This is a genomic window from Arthrobacter sp. P1_D12 (assembly GCF_056406175.1).
The window spans coordinates 1-17,507 of the sequence record NZ_JBFUAR010000017.1; the positions used below are offsets into that span (position 1 = coordinate 1).

The 17,507-nt window shown below is 66.3% G+C and carries 16 protein-coding genes and 1 pseudogene; 5 read left to right on the forward strand and 12 right to left on the reverse strand.

What is annotated here, in order from left to right; translation table 11 throughout:
• Positions 1 to 173: 173 nt before the first annotated feature.
• Positions 174 to 1,169 (reverse strand): substrate-binding domain-containing protein, encoded by a 996-nt coding sequence (locus tag AC1DZV_RS13780; protein WP_028275612.1) that lies wholly within the window; start codon positions 1,167 to 1,169, stop codon positions 174 to 176.
• Positions 1,170 to 1,517: 348 nt separating this feature from the next.
• On the opposite strand from AC1DZV_RS13780, the gene AC1DZV_RS13785 reads away from it, so the two are divergent.
• Both AC1DZV_RS13785 and iolB read left to right on the forward strand, forming a co-directional pair.
• Positions 1,518 to 2,258 carry a GntR family transcriptional regulator gene (locus AC1DZV_RS13785; protein ID WP_243181584.1) on the forward strand — a complete coding sequence of 247 codons (741 nt, stop codon included), beginning with the start codon at positions 1,518 to 1,520 and terminating at the stop codon, positions 2,256 to 2,258.
• A gap of 151 nt (positions 2,259 to 2,409) precedes the next feature.
• Positions 2,410 to 3,306, forward strand: a complete 897-nt coding sequence (gene iolB, locus AC1DZV_RS13790) for a 5-deoxy-glucuronate isomerase (protein ID WP_476953919.1) — start codon at positions 2,410 to 2,412, stop codon at positions 3,304 to 3,306.
• Here the strand turns inward: iolB and AC1DZV_RS13795 are convergent.
• A complete protein-coding gene (locus AC1DZV_RS13795; RefSeq protein WP_476953920.1) occupies positions 3,303 to 3,848 on the reverse strand; it encodes an aldo/keto reductase in 546 nt (181 codons plus the stop codon). The two genes, iolB and AC1DZV_RS13795, sit on opposite strands and share 4 nt — an antisense overlap.
• 31 nt (positions 3,849 to 3,879) lie before the next feature.
• Complete coding sequence (locus AC1DZV_RS13800) at positions 3,880 to 5,148, reverse strand: MFS transporter (protein WP_476952031.1); 1,269 nt, start codon at positions 5,146 to 5,148, stop codon at positions 3,880 to 3,882.
• A 164-nt stretch (positions 5,149 to 5,312) separates the two neighbouring features.
• Between AC1DZV_RS13800 and AC1DZV_RS13805 the strand changes: the two genes are divergently transcribed.
• Complete coding sequence (locus tag AC1DZV_RS13805) at positions 5,313 to 5,762, forward strand: MarR family winged helix-turn-helix transcriptional regulator (protein ID WP_223915289.1); 450 nt, start codon at positions 5,313 to 5,315, stop codon at positions 5,760 to 5,762.
• A 102-nt stretch (positions 5,763 to 5,864) separates the two neighbouring features.
• Here the strand turns inward: AC1DZV_RS13805 and AC1DZV_RS13810 are convergent, their stop codons facing one another.
• From AC1DZV_RS13810 to AC1DZV_RS13850, 9 genes and pseudogenes are all read right to left on the reverse strand, one after another.
• Positions 5,865 to 7,280 (reverse strand): sugar porter family MFS transporter, encoded by a 1,416-nt coding sequence (locus AC1DZV_RS13810; RefSeq protein WP_476953921.1) that lies wholly within the window; start codon positions 7,278 to 7,280, stop codon positions 5,865 to 5,867.
• A complete protein-coding gene (locus AC1DZV_RS13815) occupies positions 7,277 to 8,152 on the reverse strand; it encodes a sugar phosphate isomerase/epimerase family protein (protein WP_476953922.1) in 876 nt (291 codons plus the stop codon). Before AC1DZV_RS13815 ends, AC1DZV_RS13810 begins: the two co-directional genes overlap by 4 nt.
• 73 nt (positions 8,153 to 8,225) lie before the next feature.
• A pseudogene (locus tag AC1DZV_RS13820) lies at positions 8,226 to 9,152 on the reverse strand (Gfo/Idh/MocA family protein); the annotation flags it as partial.
• A gap of 16 nt (positions 9,153 to 9,168) precedes the next feature.
• Complete coding sequence (locus AC1DZV_RS13825) at positions 9,169 to 10,080, reverse strand: sugar phosphate isomerase/epimerase family protein (protein ID WP_476952035.1); 912 nt, start codon at positions 10,078 to 10,080, stop codon at positions 9,169 to 9,171.
• A 91-nt stretch (positions 10,081 to 10,171) separates the two neighbouring features.
• On the reverse strand, positions 10,172 to 11,680 hold the full coding sequence (locus AC1DZV_RS13830) for a CoA-acylating methylmalonate-semialdehyde dehydrogenase (RefSeq protein WP_476952036.1): 1,509 nt from the start codon (positions 11,678 to 11,680) through the stop codon (positions 10,172 to 10,174).
• A 48-nt stretch (positions 11,681 to 11,728) separates the two neighbouring features.
• Positions 11,729 to 13,657, reverse strand: coding sequence for a 3D-(3,5/4)-trihydroxycyclohexane-1,2-dione acylhydrolase (decyclizing) (iolD, locus tag AC1DZV_RS13835; protein WP_476953923.1), 1,929 nt, complete (start codon positions 13,655 to 13,657; stop codon positions 11,729 to 11,731).
• 39 nt (positions 13,658 to 13,696) lie between these two features.
• Entirely contained in the window at positions 13,697 to 14,647 is a 951-nt protein-coding gene (locus tag AC1DZV_RS13840) for a Cgl0159 family (beta/alpha)8-fold protein (RefSeq protein ID WP_028275600.1), read from the reverse strand.
• A complete protein-coding gene (iolC, locus tag AC1DZV_RS13845; RefSeq protein WP_476952038.1) occupies positions 14,644 to 15,645 on the reverse strand; it encodes a 5-dehydro-2-deoxygluconokinase in 1,002 nt (333 codons plus the stop codon). The genes AC1DZV_RS13840 and iolC overlap by 4 nt, the downstream gene beginning before the upstream one ends.
• Positions 15,646 to 15,888: 243 nt before the next feature.
• The gene (locus AC1DZV_RS13850; RefSeq protein ID WP_476953924.1) at positions 15,889 to 16,293 is read right to left on the reverse strand and encodes a tautomerase family protein; all 405 of its coding nucleotides are present in this window, start codon (positions 16,291 to 16,293) and stop codon (positions 15,889 to 15,891) included.
• Positions 16,294 to 16,545: 252 nt separating this feature from the next.
• Here AC1DZV_RS13850 and AC1DZV_RS13855 point away from each other — a divergent pair, with 252 nt between their 5' ends.
• Positions 16,546 to 16,908, forward strand: a complete 363-nt coding sequence (locus tag AC1DZV_RS13855; RefSeq protein ID WP_476952040.1) for an ArsR/SmtB family transcription factor — start codon at positions 16,546 to 16,548, stop codon at positions 16,906 to 16,908.
• Positions 16,905 to 17,387, forward strand: a complete 483-nt coding sequence (locus AC1DZV_RS13860; RefSeq protein WP_223914266.1) for an SRPBCC family protein — start codon at positions 16,905 to 16,907, stop codon at positions 17,385 to 17,387. Before AC1DZV_RS13855 ends, AC1DZV_RS13860 begins: the two co-directional genes overlap by 4 nt.
• The last annotated feature ends 120 nt before the right edge of the window (positions 17,388 to 17,507 follow it).

A 17,507-nucleotide genomic window follows, 5' to 3' on the forward strand; every position in this document is an offset into this window, starting at 1 on the left:
GGACGTCCGAGCAACTTCTGGAACGGACTGCGCTTGGCGACGCGCTCATCGGGCGCGGACTGCGCTTGGCGACGCGCTCATCGGGCGCCGGCGACTTTGTCTTGGTCTGGGTGATGGTCATGATAAGTCTCCTAGCCGCCGGGCCGGCGCGAACCGGCCCGGCCAGCGGGCTGTTAGCGGACGCCCTGCTGGGCGAAGGTCAGGACATCGGCCGCATTGGATTTGTCGATGACCGCCGGGCCTGTCAGCACAGGCTGGCCGCCGCCGATCTTGAAGCCGCCGCGCTTGTTCTGCCAGATGGCGTCAACGGCTCCGTAGCCCTGCAGCCACGGCTGCTGGTCCACGGTGAACAGAACTGCACCATCCACGATCTTCTGGGCGAGCTCCGCGTTGAGGTCGAAACTAGCGACCTTGGCAGAGCTGCCGGCGTCAGTGACCGACTTGAGGAGGGTCAGGGTGATGGGGGCTCCGAGGCCGATGATGACGTCGGCGTCCTTGGAAGCCTGAAGCTTGGCAGTCGCGGTGGACTGAACGGAGGTCATATCCTTGCCGTCGACGTAAAGGATCTCCGTTCCGGGAACCTTCGCCTTGACGCCCGCGCACCGTGCTTCAAGTCCCACGTGGCCCTGTTCCTGAATCACACAGACCGGGTGTTTGTAGCCGTCCGCGGCCAGCTTGGTGCCCACGGCCTGACCGGCGAGCTGCTCGTTGGAACCGAAGTGGGTGAATGCTCCGAGCTGGGAGGAGACCGATTCACCGGCGTTGAGGCTCACAATCGGGATGCCGGCGTCGGAGGCCTTCTTCAGGACGTCCTTGAGGGCTTCGGGCTTGGCGAGCGTGACCGCGATGCCGTCGACCTTCTGGTCGATGGCCTGCTGAATGAGCTGGGCCTGGCGCCCGGCTTCGGGATCGGACGTATAGAGGAGCTCAACGTTGTCCTTTGCCGATGCCTCCTCGGCGCCCTTGCGAACAATATCCCAGAAGGTGTCACCGGCTGCGGCGTGCGTGATAAGGGCGACCTTGATGCGGGAGGTGCTGGCTGCCTGGCCTCCGCCAGCCGCATTACCTGAGTCTGCGGGCTTGCCGCCGGTGCTGGAACACGCGCTCAGGGCCAGCATGGGTACAACGGCCGCCACGAGGGTCGCCTTCCGCCACGAGAACTTGGTCACGATCAATCTCCTTTGATTCCGGGCCACGCCGGCCGCTTCATCGCGTCGGTCCATGAGCCATCTACAACCGATCATGGTGACTCCAATCACAGTTGTCAATAGTTTGTCCTGACATTAGGATGTTTGGACGTAACGAAGGGGGGTCGGAATGTCGCATTCGCGGAGCTTGCCGGGCCAGCACCGACAGCCCGACCCCCGCAAACAAGGCCCGTCACAGCAGCCCTTGGCACCTCTTGGCAGCCCTGCTACTATCAGAAAAAGGCAGTATGTCCTATCAAGCGAACATAGCCTGACATACGCGGACAGGCCGGCACAACGGCCGCCGCGAAGCACAAGGGAGCATGCCCAGTGGCGAATCAACTGAATCTGCGGATCGACCGCTCTTCCCCGGTGCCGCTGTACCACCAAGTGGTGCAGGGCATCGAGGCAGCGATCCACACGGGGCTGCTGGAACCCGGCAGCAGGCTGGAAAACGAGATCGACCTGGCCGCCCAGCTGAACCTGTCCCGGCCCACGATGAGAAAAGCCATGGACGAGCTGGTCCGCTCGGGCCTCCTGGTCCGCAAGCGCGGCGTCGGCACCCAGGTGGTGTCCAGCCAGGTCCGCCGCCCGCTGGAACTCTCCAGCCTCTACGACGACCTGAGCAACAACGGCAGCAAGCCCACCACCGACGTGCTCAGCTTCTCGCATGAGGAGGCGGACGGCGCGATCCGGACGGCACTGCAGCTTCCGGCCGGCGCCAAGGTCTACCACTTCACCAGGCTCCGGAAGGTGGGCGGCAAGCCGCTGGCCCTGATGGAGAACTGGGTGCGGGATGACATCACCGCCCTCGACGAGGCTTCCCTGGGCGCGCAGGGCCTCTACGCCATTCTGCGCAACGGCGGCGTGAACTTCCGCCTGGCCTCACAGCGGATCGGCGCCATGATCGCCAACGACTACCAGGCGCCGCTGCTCGAGACCACCCCCGGCTCCGCCCTGGTGACCATGGAGCGGACCGCGGTGGACGACACCGGGCGCATGGTGGAAACCGGCCACCACGTCTACCGGGCGGATTCCTACAGCTTCGAAATGACACTGGTCCAGAGGTAAGCGTCCAGAGTCAGCAGTTCAGGGCTGGCCGCGCAACGACAAGGCCTTCAACGATTGGGCCTCTGGTGAGGCGCCAGCGACGGGCGCAACCGGCTCCAACCCCGCACACACACGCGCCTGCCTCCGGCGCGACAACGAAAGGGCAGCTTCCATGGCCAACTGGGTCTATCCGCTCGGCACCGCCGCCGAAGACACGTGGGACGTCTCCATCGGGACGTCCGACTCCAAACTGGAGGTGGACGGCTGGGCGCATACCGGGCTGAAGGTTGCCACGCTGGCAGCCGGCGCCGCCGTCGAACTCGATGCCGCGGCGGAGGAACGCATCGTGATCCCGCTCAACGGCTCTTTCGTGGCGACCGTCGACGGGCAGGACTATCCCCTGGCCGGCCGGGCCAGCGTCTTCAGCGGCCCCAGCGACGTGCTCTACACGGGAGCCGGCAAGGCGGTGGCCATCACCTCGGCCGACGGCGGACGCGTGGCAGTCGCCACTGCCCCGGCCAAGGCCGCCTACCCGATCCGCCTCATCACGGCCGCCGAGACGCCGGTGGAACTGCGCGGTGCGGGTAACTGCTCCCGTCAGGTCCACAATTTCGGGACTCCCGCCGCCCTGGAGGCGGACCGCTTCATCGTCTGCGAGGTCCTCACCCCGGCTGGCAACTGGTCTTCCTATCCCCCGCACAAGCACGATGAGGAAAAAGACGGCGAGACCAACCTCGAGGAGATCTACTACTTCGAAACCCGCGTGACGCCCGGGGCCCCGCAACGCCCGGGCGCCGACGACGCCATCGGCTACCAGCGCGTCTACGCCTCCGACGAGCGGCCCATCGACGTTGCGGCCGAGGTCCGGACCGGCGACGTCGTCCTGGTGCCCTACGGCTGGCACGGGCCCGCCATGGCCGCCCCCGGCTACGACATGTATTACCTCAACGTCATGGCCGGACCCGGCCCGGTCCGCGAGTGGCTCATCAGCGATGACCCGCACCACGGCTGGATCCGCCAGACCTGGGAGGGCCAGGACCTGGACGCGCGGCTGCCGTTCGGCAGCTAGGCCGTCAGGCCCCTCCGGCCCACGTCGTGCTGCTGGAGGGCCGGGTGCAGCTCCACCTGGTTGACCGCCGGCACCGTTCCGCCCAGGTCGATGAGCCGCTGCAGGTGCCCCGGCTCGAAATTGGACACGCCGATGGCCCTGACCCGGCCGTCGGCATGGAGTTTTTCAAGGGCCAGCCAGGAGTCGGCGTACCGGTCCGACGCCGGCGCGGGCCAGTGAATCAGGTAAAGATCCAGATAGTCGAGACCCAGCTTGTCCAGGCTCGCGTCGAAAGCCGCCAGGGCTGGTTCGTAGCCGAGGTCGTCGATCCACAGCTTGGAGGTGATGAACAGGTCTTCCCGCGCGATCCCGGACTCGGCGAGCGCGCGGCCGGTTCCGGTTTCGTTTCCATAGATGGCGGCCGTGTCGATGCTCCGGTAGCCGGCGTCGAGCGCCGCCGCTACCGCCTCGGTGGTCTCGGCGTCGGGAATTTGAAAGACGCCGAATCCCAGCTGGGGCATCCGCACCCCGTTGTTGAGGACGATATCCGGGATTGCGTTCATGGTGTCTCCTGTTGTTGTTGTGGTCGGGCGGTCAGCGGGCAACGGCTGCAGCCTCGGTGACGGGAAGGTCTGCGCTGGTTTCCGGCGCGGCAACGGCGGCAACAGCGGGAACGGTTGACCCGCCGGTTCCCGGCAGGTAGACGTCGTGCTTCTTGGCAGCGGCTGCCGCGAATACCATCACTGCCAGGCCCAGCAGGGTGATCCCGGCGCCGGCCCAGATCGGCGAGGTGTAGCCGAGGCCGGCGGTGATGGTGACGCCGCCCATCCAGGCGCCCAGGGCATTGCCGACGTTGAAAGCTCCGATGTTGGCGCCGGAGGCCAGGGTGGGAGCGCTGCTGGCGTACTTCATGACGCGCATCTGCAGCCCGGGAACGGTGGCGAAGCCGAAGCCGCCCAGCAACACCATGGAGGCGATGGTCACCGACTGGTTGCCGGCGGTCAGGGCGAAGACCACGAGCACTACCACCAGGATGGCGAGCACTACGAGCAGCGTGCGGTCCACATTTTTGTCGGCCGCCTTGCCGCCCACGGTGTTGCCGATGAAGAGCCCGACGCCGAAGAGGATCAGCAGCCACGGGACCGTGGTGGCGGAGAAGCCGGTGACCTCGGTGAGGGTGAAGGCAATGTAGGTGAAGGCACCGAACATGCCGCCGTATCCGAGGATGGTGACCAGGATGGAGAGCCAGACCTGCCCGGACCGGAAGGCCCGGAGCTCGCCTCGCAGGCCGCCCGAATTTTCGGCCGCCTCGCCGGAGCCGGCTTTCGGCACGAGTGCGAGGATGCCGGCCAGGGCGAGGACACCGATCACGGTGATCGCCCAGAACGTGGAGCGCCAGCCCGCGGCCTGGCCCAGCATGGTGCCGAACGGGACACCGAGCACATTCGCAGCCGTCAGGCCGGTGAACATGATCGCGATCGCACCCGCCTTCTTAGTGGGCGCCACCATGCTCGCGGCCACCACTGCGCCGATGCCGAAGAACGCGCCGTGCGAGAGCGCGGCAATGATGCGGCCGATCATCATTACCGAGTAATCCGGCGCGAGCGCCGAGACGAGGTTGCCGGCAATGAACAGCACCATCAGCACGGCCAGCACGGGCTTGCGTTCGAAACGCGTCACGGCGGCGGTGAGACCCAATGCCCCGACCACGACGGCGAGCGCGTAGCCGGAGATGAGCCAGCCCGCGGTGGCCTCGGAGACGTGGAAGTCTGCGGCCACTTGCGGCAGAAGGCCCATGATGACGAACTCGGTGAGTCCGATGCCGAACCCGCCGAGGGCGAGGGCTATCAGGCCAACAGGCATGGAGGTGCTCCTTACAAAGCTGTACGGGATGGGGTATGGCGCGTAAGCTAGTAGTTGCAGACGCGTTATTTATTCTTGCACAAGCAGATACAGCGCGCAAGCAACTATTATTTGATGTGCCCGTCACCACCCCGCCGGGCACGCGAGTTGAAGGGAAACACCTGATGGGCATCAAGGACGACGCCGTCGAGGTCCGGGCGCAAGGCTGGCGGACCCTGGCGGCCCTGCACGGGCTGATCGAGGCCGAGCTGGAGCGGTCCTTGCAGGCCGAGGCGCAGCTCTCCGTCGTGGAGTACACCGTGCTGGACGCGCTGAGCCGGCAGGACGGCTGGCACATGCGGATGCAGCAGCTGGCCCGCGCCACGGCGTTGAGCGCGAGCGCCACCACGCGCCTGGTCAACCGGCTCGAGGACCGCGGGCTGCTGACCCGGATCCTGTGCGCGGATGACCGCCGCGGAATCTACACCGAGCTCACCCCCAGCGGCATCGCCCTGCTCGAGCAAAGCAGGCCGGTCCACGACGCCACGCTGGAGCGGGCGCTGGCCGAGGCCCAGGAAGTCCCCGAACTGGCGCCGCTGGTCGACGCCCTCCCCCGGCTGCACGCCGCGGCATAGCGCGGCAACCCCCTCGCGCGAGTACGCAGAAAAGACGCAGAAAGCCCCGCCGGGGACGAATCCCGGGCGGGGCTTGTGCGTGCAGGGCCTTCTTGACTGGAGCTAGACGGTGACCGGTTCCCTGGCGGCCGCTTGTTTGAAGAAGTGTTCCAGGTCCTCCAGGCTCTTGTCCTTGGTCTCCGGAATGTACTTCGCGGCAAAGGCGATGGCCCCGACGCCGAGCACAGCGAAGACGAAGAAGGTGCTGGACAGTCCGATCGCGGCGAGGAGCTGCGGGAAGCCGAAGCCAACCAGGAAGTTCACGATCCACAGCACGAAAGCCGAGGCGCCCATGCCCAGGCCACGGATCTTCAGCGGGAAGATCTCTGAGAGCATCAGCCAGGTGACCGGTGAGATTGCACCTTGCTGGAAGGCCAGGAATGTCACGGTCAGGGCCAGGATCACGAAGCCCCGGGCGGGGCCCTCGGGGAGGATGAGAGAGAAGACGCCGATCAGGAACAGCGCCGTCGTGGTGCCGAGCTGGCCGGTGATGAGCATCCTCCGCCGTCCCACTTTGCCCAGCAGCCCGATGCCCAGAAACGTGGCGAGAACGGAGATGACCCCGTTGGCGATGTTGGCCGTGAGGGCCGCTTCGCGGCCGAATCCGGACTCGGCGAGGATCTGCGTGCCGTAGTACATGATCGAGTTGACGCCCGTGATCTGCTGGATGACCGCGAGCCCGATCCCCACCACGAAGATGTGCCGGAGCCACGGAACACTGAGGTCCTTCCAGGAGCCCATCTTGGCCTTGTAGTCCTCCACGGCCATGGCCTTGACTTCTTCAAATTCAGCCCTGGCCTCGGACTGGGAGCGGATCCGCTGCAACACACTGAGGGTTTCGCCGAAGCTGCCCATCGATGCCAGCCAGCGCGGGCTTTCGGGCATGAAGTTCATGCCGATCCAGAGCGCGATCGCCGGCAGGGTTGCGATGACCAGCATCCAGCGCCAGATCCCGCCGGCCTCGCCGAAGCTGTTGCCGAGGTAGGCGTTGAACATGAAGGCCAGCAGCTGGCCCGTGACGATCATCAGCTCGTTTTGGGTGACAATCCGTCCGCGCCGGGCACTCGGTGAGACCTCAGCCAGGTACACCGGCACCGTCACCGAGGCCCCGCCCACGGCCAGGCCGAGGATCAGGCGTGCCAGGATCATCGCCTCCGTGTTCGGCGCGAAGGTACACGCAAGGGTGCCGGCGAGGAACACCACGGCCAGCACCATGATCATTTTGCGCCGGCCGTGGCGGTCCGCCAGGCGCCCGCCGAAGAGGGCGCCAAAGGCCGCCCCGAACAGCAGCGAGGAGGTCACGAGCCCTTCGGTCAGTGGAGTGAGGCCCAGGTCCACCTGCATGTACGGCAAAGCGCCGTTGATCACGCCGGTGTCGTAGCCGAAGAGCAGTCCGCCGAAAGTGGAGACGATCGTCGCGGTCCGGAGGGCCCGTTTGTGGTTGACGGGCCGTGTCATCTCGGCGACGGGCGCCGTCATAGGCTCGCCTTCGCGATCCTCTGTTTCATGGTCTCCAGCTGGTACCGGGAGACGTCCGCGGCGTTGTCGTCCTCGGCGAAGACACTGGAGACCATCACCGTGTCGTCACGGTCCAGGAAGCCGATCTCCTGCAGGCCGCCGAAGAACTCGTCCCAGTTGACGTCGCCGTCGCCGATTTTCAGGTGCTGGTGCACGCGGACGGGGTTGCCGGGCGGGTTGGTGATGTAGCGCAGGCCGTGTGAGGCATGGTGGTCCATCGTGTCGGCCACGTGGACCAGGCGCAGCTTGTCGCCCGCGGCCCGCATGATCTCCAGCGGTGCGTTCTTCATGTGGAAGCTGTGCGAGGCCACGTAGACCAGGCCAACATTCTTCGAGTTCAGCCCGCGGATCACCCGGATCGCGGCCAGGCCCTCCTCGACGAAGTCGTCCGGGTGCGGATCGATCAGCAGGTCGATCCCCTCCCGCTCGATGATGGGGAGCAGTTCCTCCATGGAGCGGTAGAAGGCCCGCTCGGATTCTTCGGCCTTCTCCGGCCGGCCGCTGAACTCGGTGTTCATGGTGCCAACGCCCAGGTCCACGGTGATCTGGATGGCGCGTTTCCAGTAGCGGACGGCCGCCTCGCGCGCGTCCTCGTCCGGGCCGGACCAGCGCAGCACGGGCAGCACCGACGCGATTTCGATTCCCGCGTCCTTGCAGGCCGCCTTCAGCTTGCCCACGAGCTCGTCGTCGGCCTTCGGGTGGTTGAAAAAGGGGATGAAATCGGCGTGCGGGGTCATCTGCATGTACTTGTAGCCGAGGTCGGCCACCACGCGCGGGAACTCGAGGAGTCCGTGGCTGTGGTGGAACGGCGTGGGATCTAGGGCGATTTTCACGGTGAACACTCCATGGTGGATCTGGCGGGCGTGCGGCCGGCCGGCGCGTTCTTTGCAGTAGAAGGCGCCGGCCGGCCGTGGCGTAGCCGTCCCAGGCGGTGGGGCCGCCGATCTCATCGCGGAGGGCCGCGTCCACCCAGGACTGGATTTCGACGTCGTATGCCGCCCCAAAGCGTTCCTCGAAGCCGGGGGTGACGTTGCCGCCCCAATGGCCGTTGCTGCGGGTGTACGGGCCTTTGTCGCCGCCGATGCTGACGATGCCGTCCTCGAAGGAGGCCTGGGTGGCCACCTCGTAGCCGAACTTGGCATTGACGTAGATCTCGACGTCGGCCAGGACACCGGACTCGGTCTCGATCAGCACGTGCTGCGGGTCGTGCTGACCAGCCGGGGCGTTCCGTGTGGCCTTGCCGAGACGGACCTGGACCGAGGTGATTTCCTCGCCGGTGAAGTAGCGGATGGCGTCGAATTCGTGGACCACGGAGTCGTTGATCAGCATCTCGTTGGTGAAGCCCGCCGGGGTGGTGGGGTTCCGGTGCTGGTGGTGCAGCATGAGCAGCTCGCCGAGTTCGGAGTCGCGGATGATTTTGCCGAGGGCGGCGTATTCAGCGTCGAAGCGGCGCATGAAGCCGACCTGGATGCGCTTGTGGCCCAGCTCCTGCTCAGCTAAGACAATCTTCCAGGAGGATTCGGCATCCGGGGTGAGCGGCTTCTCGCAGAGGATCGGGATGTCCTTGGCGATCGCCTTGAGCAGGATGTCCTCGTGCAGGAAACCGGGGGTGGCGATCAGTACTGCGTTGACGTCGCCGTTGTTGAGGGCCTCCTCGGCGTCGGCGAGGGCGACGGCACCGGGGATGCCTTCGATGGCGGCCTGGGCACGGGCGAGGTCGACGTCGACGACGGCGGCGACTTCGGCGCCGTGGATGCGGGTGTTGAGCCGCTGGATGTGGTCTGCGCCCATACGGCCGGCGCCGATGACAGCTACGCGGAGGGTCTTAGTCATGATCTTGTCCTCAGTTCTAGTTGACGGCGGTGCGGGAGCCGCAGGAAAGCAGGTAGTTCCGGGTGCGCTTGGCGATCGGCATCGGGACGTCGAAGGCCACGGGATACATGTCCTGTTCCACAATGCCAAAGATCGGCCTGTTGAGCGCCTCCACGGCTTCGATGACGGCGCGCAGGTCCGGCAGCCCGTTCGGCGGCTCGGTCATCACGCCGGCCAGGTTGGCGGCGGCCCACGTCATGTTTTCCTCGTTGACCTTTTTGAGGATGTCCGGGTTGATCTGCTTGAGGTGCAGGTAGCCGATCCGGTCCGGATAGTTCTTGATCAGGTCGAGGCTGGAGGCCCCGCAGTATTCGGCGTGGCCGGTATCCAGGCAGAGGTTGAGGTACTTCGAGTCCGTGGCCGCGAGCAGGGTTTCGATGTCCGCCTGCGCGCCGACGTGGGAGTCGGCGTGCGAGTGGAACTGCTGCTTCAGGCCGAAATCCTCCAAGAGGGTCTTGCCCATGCGGTTGTGGCCGGAGAACAGGTCGCTCCACGCCTTCTCGGTCAGCGTGCCGCTCTCGACGGCCTCGCCGGTGACGTCGTCGCGCCACATCGCGGGAATGACCACGATGTGTTCGCCTCCCATGGCTGCCGTGAGTTCGGCGACCTTGCGGGCCGGCTCCCAGGCTTCGTCGTACTGGTGGGCCCCGCGGTGGAATGCGGTGAACACGGTGCCGGCCGAGATCTTCAGGTCGCGCTGCTTGAGCTCTTCGGCGAGACGGGCCGGATCGGTGGGGAGGTAGCCGTAGGGGCCGAGTTCGATCCACTTGTAGCCGGATTCGGCGACCTCGTCGAGGAAGCGTTCCCACGGGGTCTGCTGGGGGTCATCCGGGAACCAGACACCCCAGGAGTCCGGGGCGGTCCCGATGATCAGCTTGTTCTCAGTCATTTCGATTCTTTCTCATCGGTTGCTCCGCAGGTGCCGTTTTGGACGCTCAAAACGGCGGGTACGGAGCAGTCGATCGTGGTTGGGCGACGCGTCAGTTGGACGGGAAGTTGTAGGAGGCTCCGGAGGCGTGCGTGGGTTCGGGCCACCGGGAGGTGACCACTTTGCCGCGGGTGTAGAAGGAGACGCCTTCGGGGCCGTAGATGTGCTTGTCGCCGAACAGCGAGGCCTTCCAGCCGCCGAAGGAGTGGTAGGCCACAGGGACGGGCAGTGGAACGTTGATGCCGATCATGCCCACGGTGACGGAGCGCTGGAACTTCCGGGCCGCGGCGCCGGAAGAGGTGAAGATGGCGGTGCCGTTGCCGTAGGGGTTGGAGTTGATCAGGGCGATGCCGGCGTCGAGGTCCTCGACGCGGACCACGACCAGGACGGGGCCGAAGATTTCCTCGGTGTAGGCGGTCATCCCGGCCGTGACGTGGTCGATCACGGTGGGGCCGACCCAGAACCCGTCTTCGTGGCCGGGGACCACGAGGTCGCGGCCGTCCACCACCATCGCGGCGCCGGCTGTTTCGGCTTCGGTGACGATCTTCACGATGCGTTCCTTGGACGCCGGCGTGATGACCGGGCCCATTTCGGCGTCGGGCACGGTGCCGTTGTTGACCTTGACGGCCAGGGCGCGCTCTTCGACCTTCTTGACCAGCAGGTCGGCCGCGTCGCCGACGGCGACGGCGACTGAGATGGCCATGCAGCGTTCCCCGGCGGAGCCGAACGCGGCGGCGGCCAGGTGGTCGGCGGCGTTGTCGAGGTCGGCGTCGGGCAGGATGATCGCGTGGTTCTTCGCGCCTCCCAGTGCCTGGACGCGCTTGCCGTGGGCGGTGGCGGTCTCGTGGACGTACCGGGCGATCGGGGTGGAACCGACGAAGGAGATGCCGTCCACGTCCGGGTGGGTCAGGAGGCCGTCGACCGTTTCCTTGTCGCCGTGCAGGACTTGGAAGACGCCGTCGGGCAGCCCGGCCTGCTTCCACAGCTTGGCGAGCAGCATGGAGGCGGAGGGGTCGCGCTCGGAGGGCTTGAGGATGAAGGCGTTGCCCGTGGCAATCGCCATCGGGGCCATCCACAGCGGGACCATGACCGGGAAGTTGAACGGGGTGATGCCGGCGACGACGCCGAGCGGCTCGCGGAAGGAGAAGACGTCGATGCCGGTGGAGACCTGGTCCGAGTAGTCGCCCTTGAGCAGTTGCGGGATGCCGCAGGCGAACTCGATGACCTCGAGTCCGCGGCCGATCTCGCCCTTGGCGTCGGAGAGGACCTTGCCGTGTTCGGCGGTGATCAGTTCGGCGAGCTCGTCCACGTGGGAAGCGACGAGTTCGCGGAACTTGAACAGCACCGCGGTGCGCTTGGCCAGGGAGATGTCGCCCCAGGAATCGGCGGCAGCACGGGCGGCGGCGACAGTGGCGTCCAGGTCTTCCCGGTTGGCCAGCCGCAGCTCTGCGGAGACGGCGCCGGTGGCCGGGTTGTAGACGGGCTGGGTGCGGGTACCCTCACCGGCGGTTTCGGCGCCGTTGATGAAGTGGCTGATGGTGGTGACGGTCGTCGTTGACATAGTGGTGGACTTCCTTGGTCTGTGGCTGTTCGTGGTGATGAAGGGGGGTCAGCCGAGCAGCTTGCGCTGGCGGGCCTTGTGGTCGGTGTAGGTCTGGAAAGCCTGTTTCGTGGAGTCGAGCTCGGAGACCTGGGAGACCGGAACGTCCCACCACGACTCGGAGCTGGGGGCATCCAGCAGCGGGTCGGATTCAACGTGGATGACGATCGGGCCGCCGCGTTCGGGGGCGGCCTTGGCGTCGCGGATGGCCTGTTCGAGCTCGGCGATGACCTTCTCCCCCGGTTCGATCCGGATCACCTTCACGCCGAGGCTTTCGGCGTTCAGGGCCAGGTCGACCGGGAGCCGGTCGCCGTCGTCGAAGCTGTGGTGTTCCTCATCCAGCGCCCGGTACTGGGTGCCGAAGCGCTGGGATCCGAGGGACTCGGAAAGCGAACCGATCGAGGCGTAGCCGTGGTTCTGGATCAGGACCACGATCAGCTTGATCCGCTCGGCGACGGCGGTGACGAGTTCGGTGTGCATCATCAGATAGGAGCCGTCCCCCACCATGACGACGACGTCGCGCTGCGTGCCGCCCTTGGCGGCTTCGGCCAGGGCGGCGCGCTTGACCCCGAGGCCGCCCGGGATCTCGTAGCCCATGCAGGAGTAGGCGTATTCGACGTGGTAGCCGAACGGGTCCCGGACGCGCCACATCTTGTGCAGATCACCGGGGAGGGAGCCGGCGGCGCAGATGACGACGTCCTGGGCGTTCATGGCGCGGTTCGTGGCGCCAATGATCTCGTTCTGCGCCGGCAGCGGCGTGAACCGCGTGTCGAATGCCTCGTCCACGGTGGCGTCCCAGCGTTCCTTCTCGGCCGCGATCCGCTGCTCGAGGTCCGCGCCGATGCGGTAGCCGCCGAGGGCCTGGTTCAGTTTGACCAGGGCCTTGCGGGCATCGGCCACGATCGGCAGTGAGGTGCCGTGCTTGTAGGCGTCGAGGGCGGCGACGTTGATGTTGATGAATTTCACGTCCGGGTTCTGGAACGCGGTCCGGGAGGCGGTGGTGAAGTCCTCGTAACGGGTACCGATCCCGATGATGAGGTCGGCCTCGGCGGCGATGGCGTTGGCCGCCGTCGTGCCGGTGGAGCCGATGGCCCCGAGGGAGAACTTGTGGTCCCAGGGCAGCACGCCGACGCCGGCCTGGGTGTTGCCGACCGGGATGCCGGTCAGCTCGGCGAACTTCGCGAGTTCCTCGTTGGCGTAGGCGTAGAGCACGCCGCCGCCGGCGATGATCAGCGGGCGCTTGGCGGCGCGGATCGCCTCGGCGGCCCGGCGGATGTCCTCGTCGTCGGCGTCCGGGCGGCGGATCCGCCATTCGCGTTCGGCGAGGAATTCCTCGGGCACGTCGAAGGCCTCGGCCTGGACGTCCTGGGGCAGCGAGAGGGTGACGGCACCGGTCTCGGCCGGGTCGGTGAGGACACGGAGTCCGTGGTGGAACGCGGAAAACAGCTGCTCGGGCCGGGAGACGCGGTCAAAGAACTTCGACAGCGGCCGGAACGCATCATTGACGGTGATGTCGTAGGCGTAGGGCTGTTCGAGCTGCTGCAGCACGGGGTCGGCGGCGCGGGTCGCGAACGTGTCACTCGGCAGCAGCAGGACCGGCAGCCGGTTGGTGGTGGCCAGCGCCGCGCCGGTGAGCAGGTTCGAGGAGCCCGGACCGATCGAGGTGCTGATCGCGAAGGTCTGACGGCGGCGGGTGTGGCGGGCGAAGCCGACCGCCTGGTGGGACTGGGCCTGTTCGTTGCGGCCCTGGTAGTACGGCATGATCGTCGGATCGAGCTGCTGGTACTGCTTGAGGGCCTGGCCGACGCCGGCGACGTTGCCGTGGCCGAAGATGCCAAACGTGCCCGGAATCAGGCGTTCCCGGAAGTCCTGGCCCCCGACCGAATCAACGGTGTACTGCTTGGACAGGTATTCAACGACGGCCTGCGCGACCGTCATTCTGCGTGTTCCTGATGCCGTGCTCATTCCCATGGGAAGCTACTCCGATACTTCTTTGGTGCGGGTGGATTCGGTGTGGTGCAGCAGCGAGGCCGCGGTTGCCACGGCACCGGCGACGTCGCCGTCCTGCGGGTAGAGCAGGGTCCGGCCGACGGTGAGGCCCTGAACGCCGGGCAGGGCGAGGGCAGTCTGCCAGCTGGCGAACACCTCGTCCTGGCCAGCGTCCGGGTCTCCGCCGAGGAGCACGGTGGGCATCGTCGTGGACGCCATGACGCGTTCCATCTCGGCCACCACGGGGAGCTTCATCCAGGTGTAGGCGCTGCTCGCGCCGAGGCCTTCGGCGATGGCGACTGACTTGATGACGGCATTGGTGGAGAGGTCGTTGCGGACCTTCCCGTTTTCGCGGACGGAGAGGAAAGGTTCCACCATGGCGATCAGCCTGCGTTCGGCGAGGGAATCGATGGCCCTCGCGGTCGCTTCGAGGGTGGCGACGGTGTCCGGGTCGCCGAGGCAGATGCGGGTCAGCATCTTGCCGCCGTCGGCGCCCAGGGCCTCGAGCGCGGCCGCGGTGTGGCCGGTAAAGCGGTCATCGAATTCGTTCACCAGGCCGGAGAGTCCGCCACGGTTCATCGAGCCGAAGAGCAGCTTGCCCTCGAGCGCGCCGAGCAGGAGCAGATCGTCCATGATGTCCGGCGAGGCGAGGACACCGTCCACGTCCGGGTTGGCCAGGGCGATCTGCAGGCGGTCCAGGAGCTGGCGGCGGTCGGCCATGGCCACCGGATCGTTTCCGACGGCGAGCGCGCCGCGGGCCGGGTGGTCGGCGGCGACAATGAAGTTCTGCCGGTGGGCCCTGACACCGGGGTGGCGGCGCCGGGCCTTGGCGGCGCGGGCAATCGCTTCCGGGTCTTCGAGCCGGATAATGCTCAGGTGCTCGTAGCGGCGGGGATCATCGTTCACCGCACGGGTGGCGACGGCTGGGTTTGCACTCACAGTGCTGCTCCTTCGGTGGCGTAGGTACCCGGCAGCAAGCGGCCGCGGTCGGCGAGCAGGCCGGTGACTTCGTCCGGCGTCGGCATCGCGTCGGCGCAGGACAGGCGGGAGGCGACGAGGGCGCCGGCGGCGTTGGCGAAATCAAGGACCTGCGCCAGGGGCCAGCCGGAGAGCAGGCCGTGGCAGAAGGCCCCGCCAAAGGAGTCGCCGGCACCGAGGCCGTTGACAGTTTCCACGGGCACCGGGGCGGAGACCACACGCTCGGTGCGGGTCTTGGCCATGACCCCTTCAGGGCCCAGCTTCACGACGGCGATTTCGACGCCGGCCGCGAGCAGCCGGTCCGCCTGTTCGTCCGGGGTGCCCTCCCCGACGGCGACGGCGCATTCCTTGTCGTTGCCGATCGCGACGGTGACGTGCGGCAGGATCCTGGCGACCTGTTCCCGGGCTTCCTCCTCGGAAGCCCAGAACATCGGCCGGTAGTCGAGGTCCAGGATGGTGAACTGGCCTTCCTTGAGCCCGGCGCGGGGCCGTGCCTCGTGGGCCGTGAGCTGTGCGGTGCGGCTGGGCTCCTGGCAGAGTCCGGTGACGGTGGACCAGAAGATCCCGGCGTCTCTGATGGCGTCCAGGTCCAGTTCCTCGGCCTTGATCTGCAGGTCCGGTGCCGTGGGGAAGCGTCCATAGAAGTAGAGCGGGAAGTCCTCCGGCGGCTTGATGGCGCAGAACGTGACGGCGGTGGGCCATTCCTTGACCGCCGTGACGAAGGAGTCGTCCACGTTGAATTTGCGAAGTTCGCGGTGCAGGTACTTGCCGAAGGCGTCCTCGCCGGTGCGGGTGATGACGGCGGTGCGGCGGCCATGGCGGGCGGCGGCGACAGCTACGTTGGATGGGGATCCGCCAAGGTACTTTCCGAAGGACGTGACATCCTCCAGATCCACCCCGATGTCGTTCGGGTAGATATCAACACTGATGCGCCCGATCGTGAGCAGTTCGTGGGTCACGGTGATCGTGGACCTTTCTGGTGTGGACTCGATACCTTTGCGCAGCCTGAGCTTCGGCGTTTCTGCGGTGCTTATTCGGTGCTTTGAGCCTGGCGTGAGCCGGGCCACAACCACTACTTTGCCTTAGAATCCATGTACTGTCAAAGGTTTGTACTGACATATTTACAACATGACACGGGAACTTCAAATGACGCCCCGCGCGGCGCCGCAGCGGCTGAGCGGGCGCCGGAAATACCCCGGTGGTTACCTGGCGGGAACGCCAAGTTCGCCGGTGACATACTGGGCCTGCCCGAAACCGAACGACCAGTCCCCGGCGGTGTTCTCGACATATCCGATGAAAACGTCCTCGCCGGCGACCCCCGCGGCGGCCAGCCTGTCCGCAATGGCGGCAAACAGGGACTGCTTGGCGGACTGGCTGCGCCCGGCCTGGGTGAAGATCTGGATCATCACCACCTCCGGCGTCCGCTCGAAGCCGAGCCCGGCATCCTGGGCAACAATTTGCCCCACGGGATGCTCGGTCAGCACGTGGAAGTAGTCCCGCTCCGGAATGCCAAATTCGGCCACGATCGCGTTGTGGATGCCCTGGCTGAGTCCGCGGAGTTGCTCCGCGCCGCGGCCCTGGTTGACGTCAATTCGTACGAGAGGCACTCGCATCTCCTTCATTAGTTTGTCCTGACATACTAACAAAGTAATTCGGAGGTGCGCAAGGATTCCTGACAGCACACAGCAACGCGGGGTCGCTTAGCGCCCATCCCAGCCCCGCAGGACGGGCCCTCAGTGACCCCGCGTTGGGTATTGCGCGGACATTGCCTCCGGCGTAGCGTTAACAACCTAGAGATTGATCAATGAAAAAGTTGATTACTGATCAGTTGACCACGGGACGAGGAGGTGGGACACCGAGTGGAAGCGAGTGACGACGCCGAGCTCGACGCGGCCTTCCTGGCCCTCGCCGATCCGGTCCGCCGCCGCATCATTGCCCGGCTCAGCCGGGGCCCGGCCACCGTCAATGAACTGGCGGAGCCCTTCGCGATCACCAAGCAGGCGGTCTCGAAACACATCCAGGTCCTCGAGCAGGCGCAACTTGTCACGCGGACCCGTGACGCCCAGCGCCGGCCCGTGCACCTGGACCCTGCACGGCTGGAAGCACTCACTGCCTGGATCGACCAGTACCGGCTGGTCCGCGAGGGGCAGTTCCGCAGCCTTGACGCCGTGCTTGAAATCCGCGCCGCCCAGAGCGGCACACAGGCAAAGGATGCATCATGAGCAACGCACTGAAATTGACTGTCCCCGAGGGTCTGCCGTTCATCGATTTCGAGCGTGAATTCGACTTTCCGGTGTCCGAGGTGTTCCGGGCGCACAAGGATCCCGAGCTCGTCGCCCAGTGGCTTGGCCCACGGCGGCTGACTATGGCTGTCGACCACTACGACTTTAGGACCGGCGGCAGCTACCGCTACACCCACACCGCGCCGGACGGCAGCGCCTATGGCTTTACCGGCGTCTTCCACACTGTCCGCGAGAATGATTTCGCCATCCAGACCTTCGAATTCGATGGCTACCCGGACGTGGTGAGTATTGAGTCCCTGACCTTCGAGGACCTGGGTGGCGGCCGTTCGCGGCTCAGCGGCCACGCGGTCTACCCCAGCATGGAGGCCCGCGACGGCATGGCGCAGTCCGGAATGGAGGGCGGCATGACCGAAGCCTACGAACAGCTCGAGGAAGTCCTCAGCGGGGCCAAGGTCTAGGACCTCAGGGACTTAAAGAGTACGACGGCGGCAGGTCACCTCCCGGGGAAGGTGGCCTGCCGCCGTCGTACTTAAAGAAACAACGCGGGGTCACTCCGCGCCCATCCCACCGAGTGGAAT

Bases quoted from the DNA above. Each gene is read 5' to 3' on its own strand.
- iolB (WP_476953919.1), top strand. From the start codon at position 2,410: ATGGCCAACTGGGTCTATCCGCTCGGCACCGCCGCCGAAGACACGTGG.
- AC1DZV_RS13795 (WP_476953920.1), bottom strand. From the start codon at position 3,848: ATGAACGCAATCCCGGATATCGTCCTCAACAACGGGGTGCGGATGCCC.
- AC1DZV_RS13800 (WP_476952031.1), bottom strand. From the start codon at position 5,148: ATGCCTGTTGGCCTGATAGCCCTCGCCCTCGGCGGGTTCGGCATCGGA.
- AC1DZV_RS13805 (WP_223915289.1), top strand. From the start codon at position 5,313: ATGGGCATCAAGGACGACGCCGTCGAGGTCCGGGCGCAAGGCTGGCGG.
- AC1DZV_RS13810 (WP_476953921.1), bottom strand. From the start codon at position 7,280: ATGACGGCGCCCGTCGCCGAGATGACACGGCCCGTCAACCACAAACGG.
- AC1DZV_RS13825 (WP_476952035.1), bottom strand. From the start codon at position 10,080: ATGACTGAGAACAAGCTGATCATCGGGACCGCCCCGGACTCCTGGGGT.
- AC1DZV_RS13830 (WP_476952036.1), bottom strand. From the start codon at position 11,680: ATGTCAACGACGACCGTCACCACCATCAGCCACTTCATCAACGGCGCC.
- iolD (WP_476953923.1), bottom strand. From the start codon at position 13,657: ATGACGGTCGCGCAGGCCGTCGTTGAATACCTGTCCAAGCAGTACACC.
- AC1DZV_RS13860 (WP_223914266.1), top strand. From the start codon at position 16,905: ATGAGCAACGCACTGAAATTGACTGTCCCCGAGGGTCTGCCGTTCATC.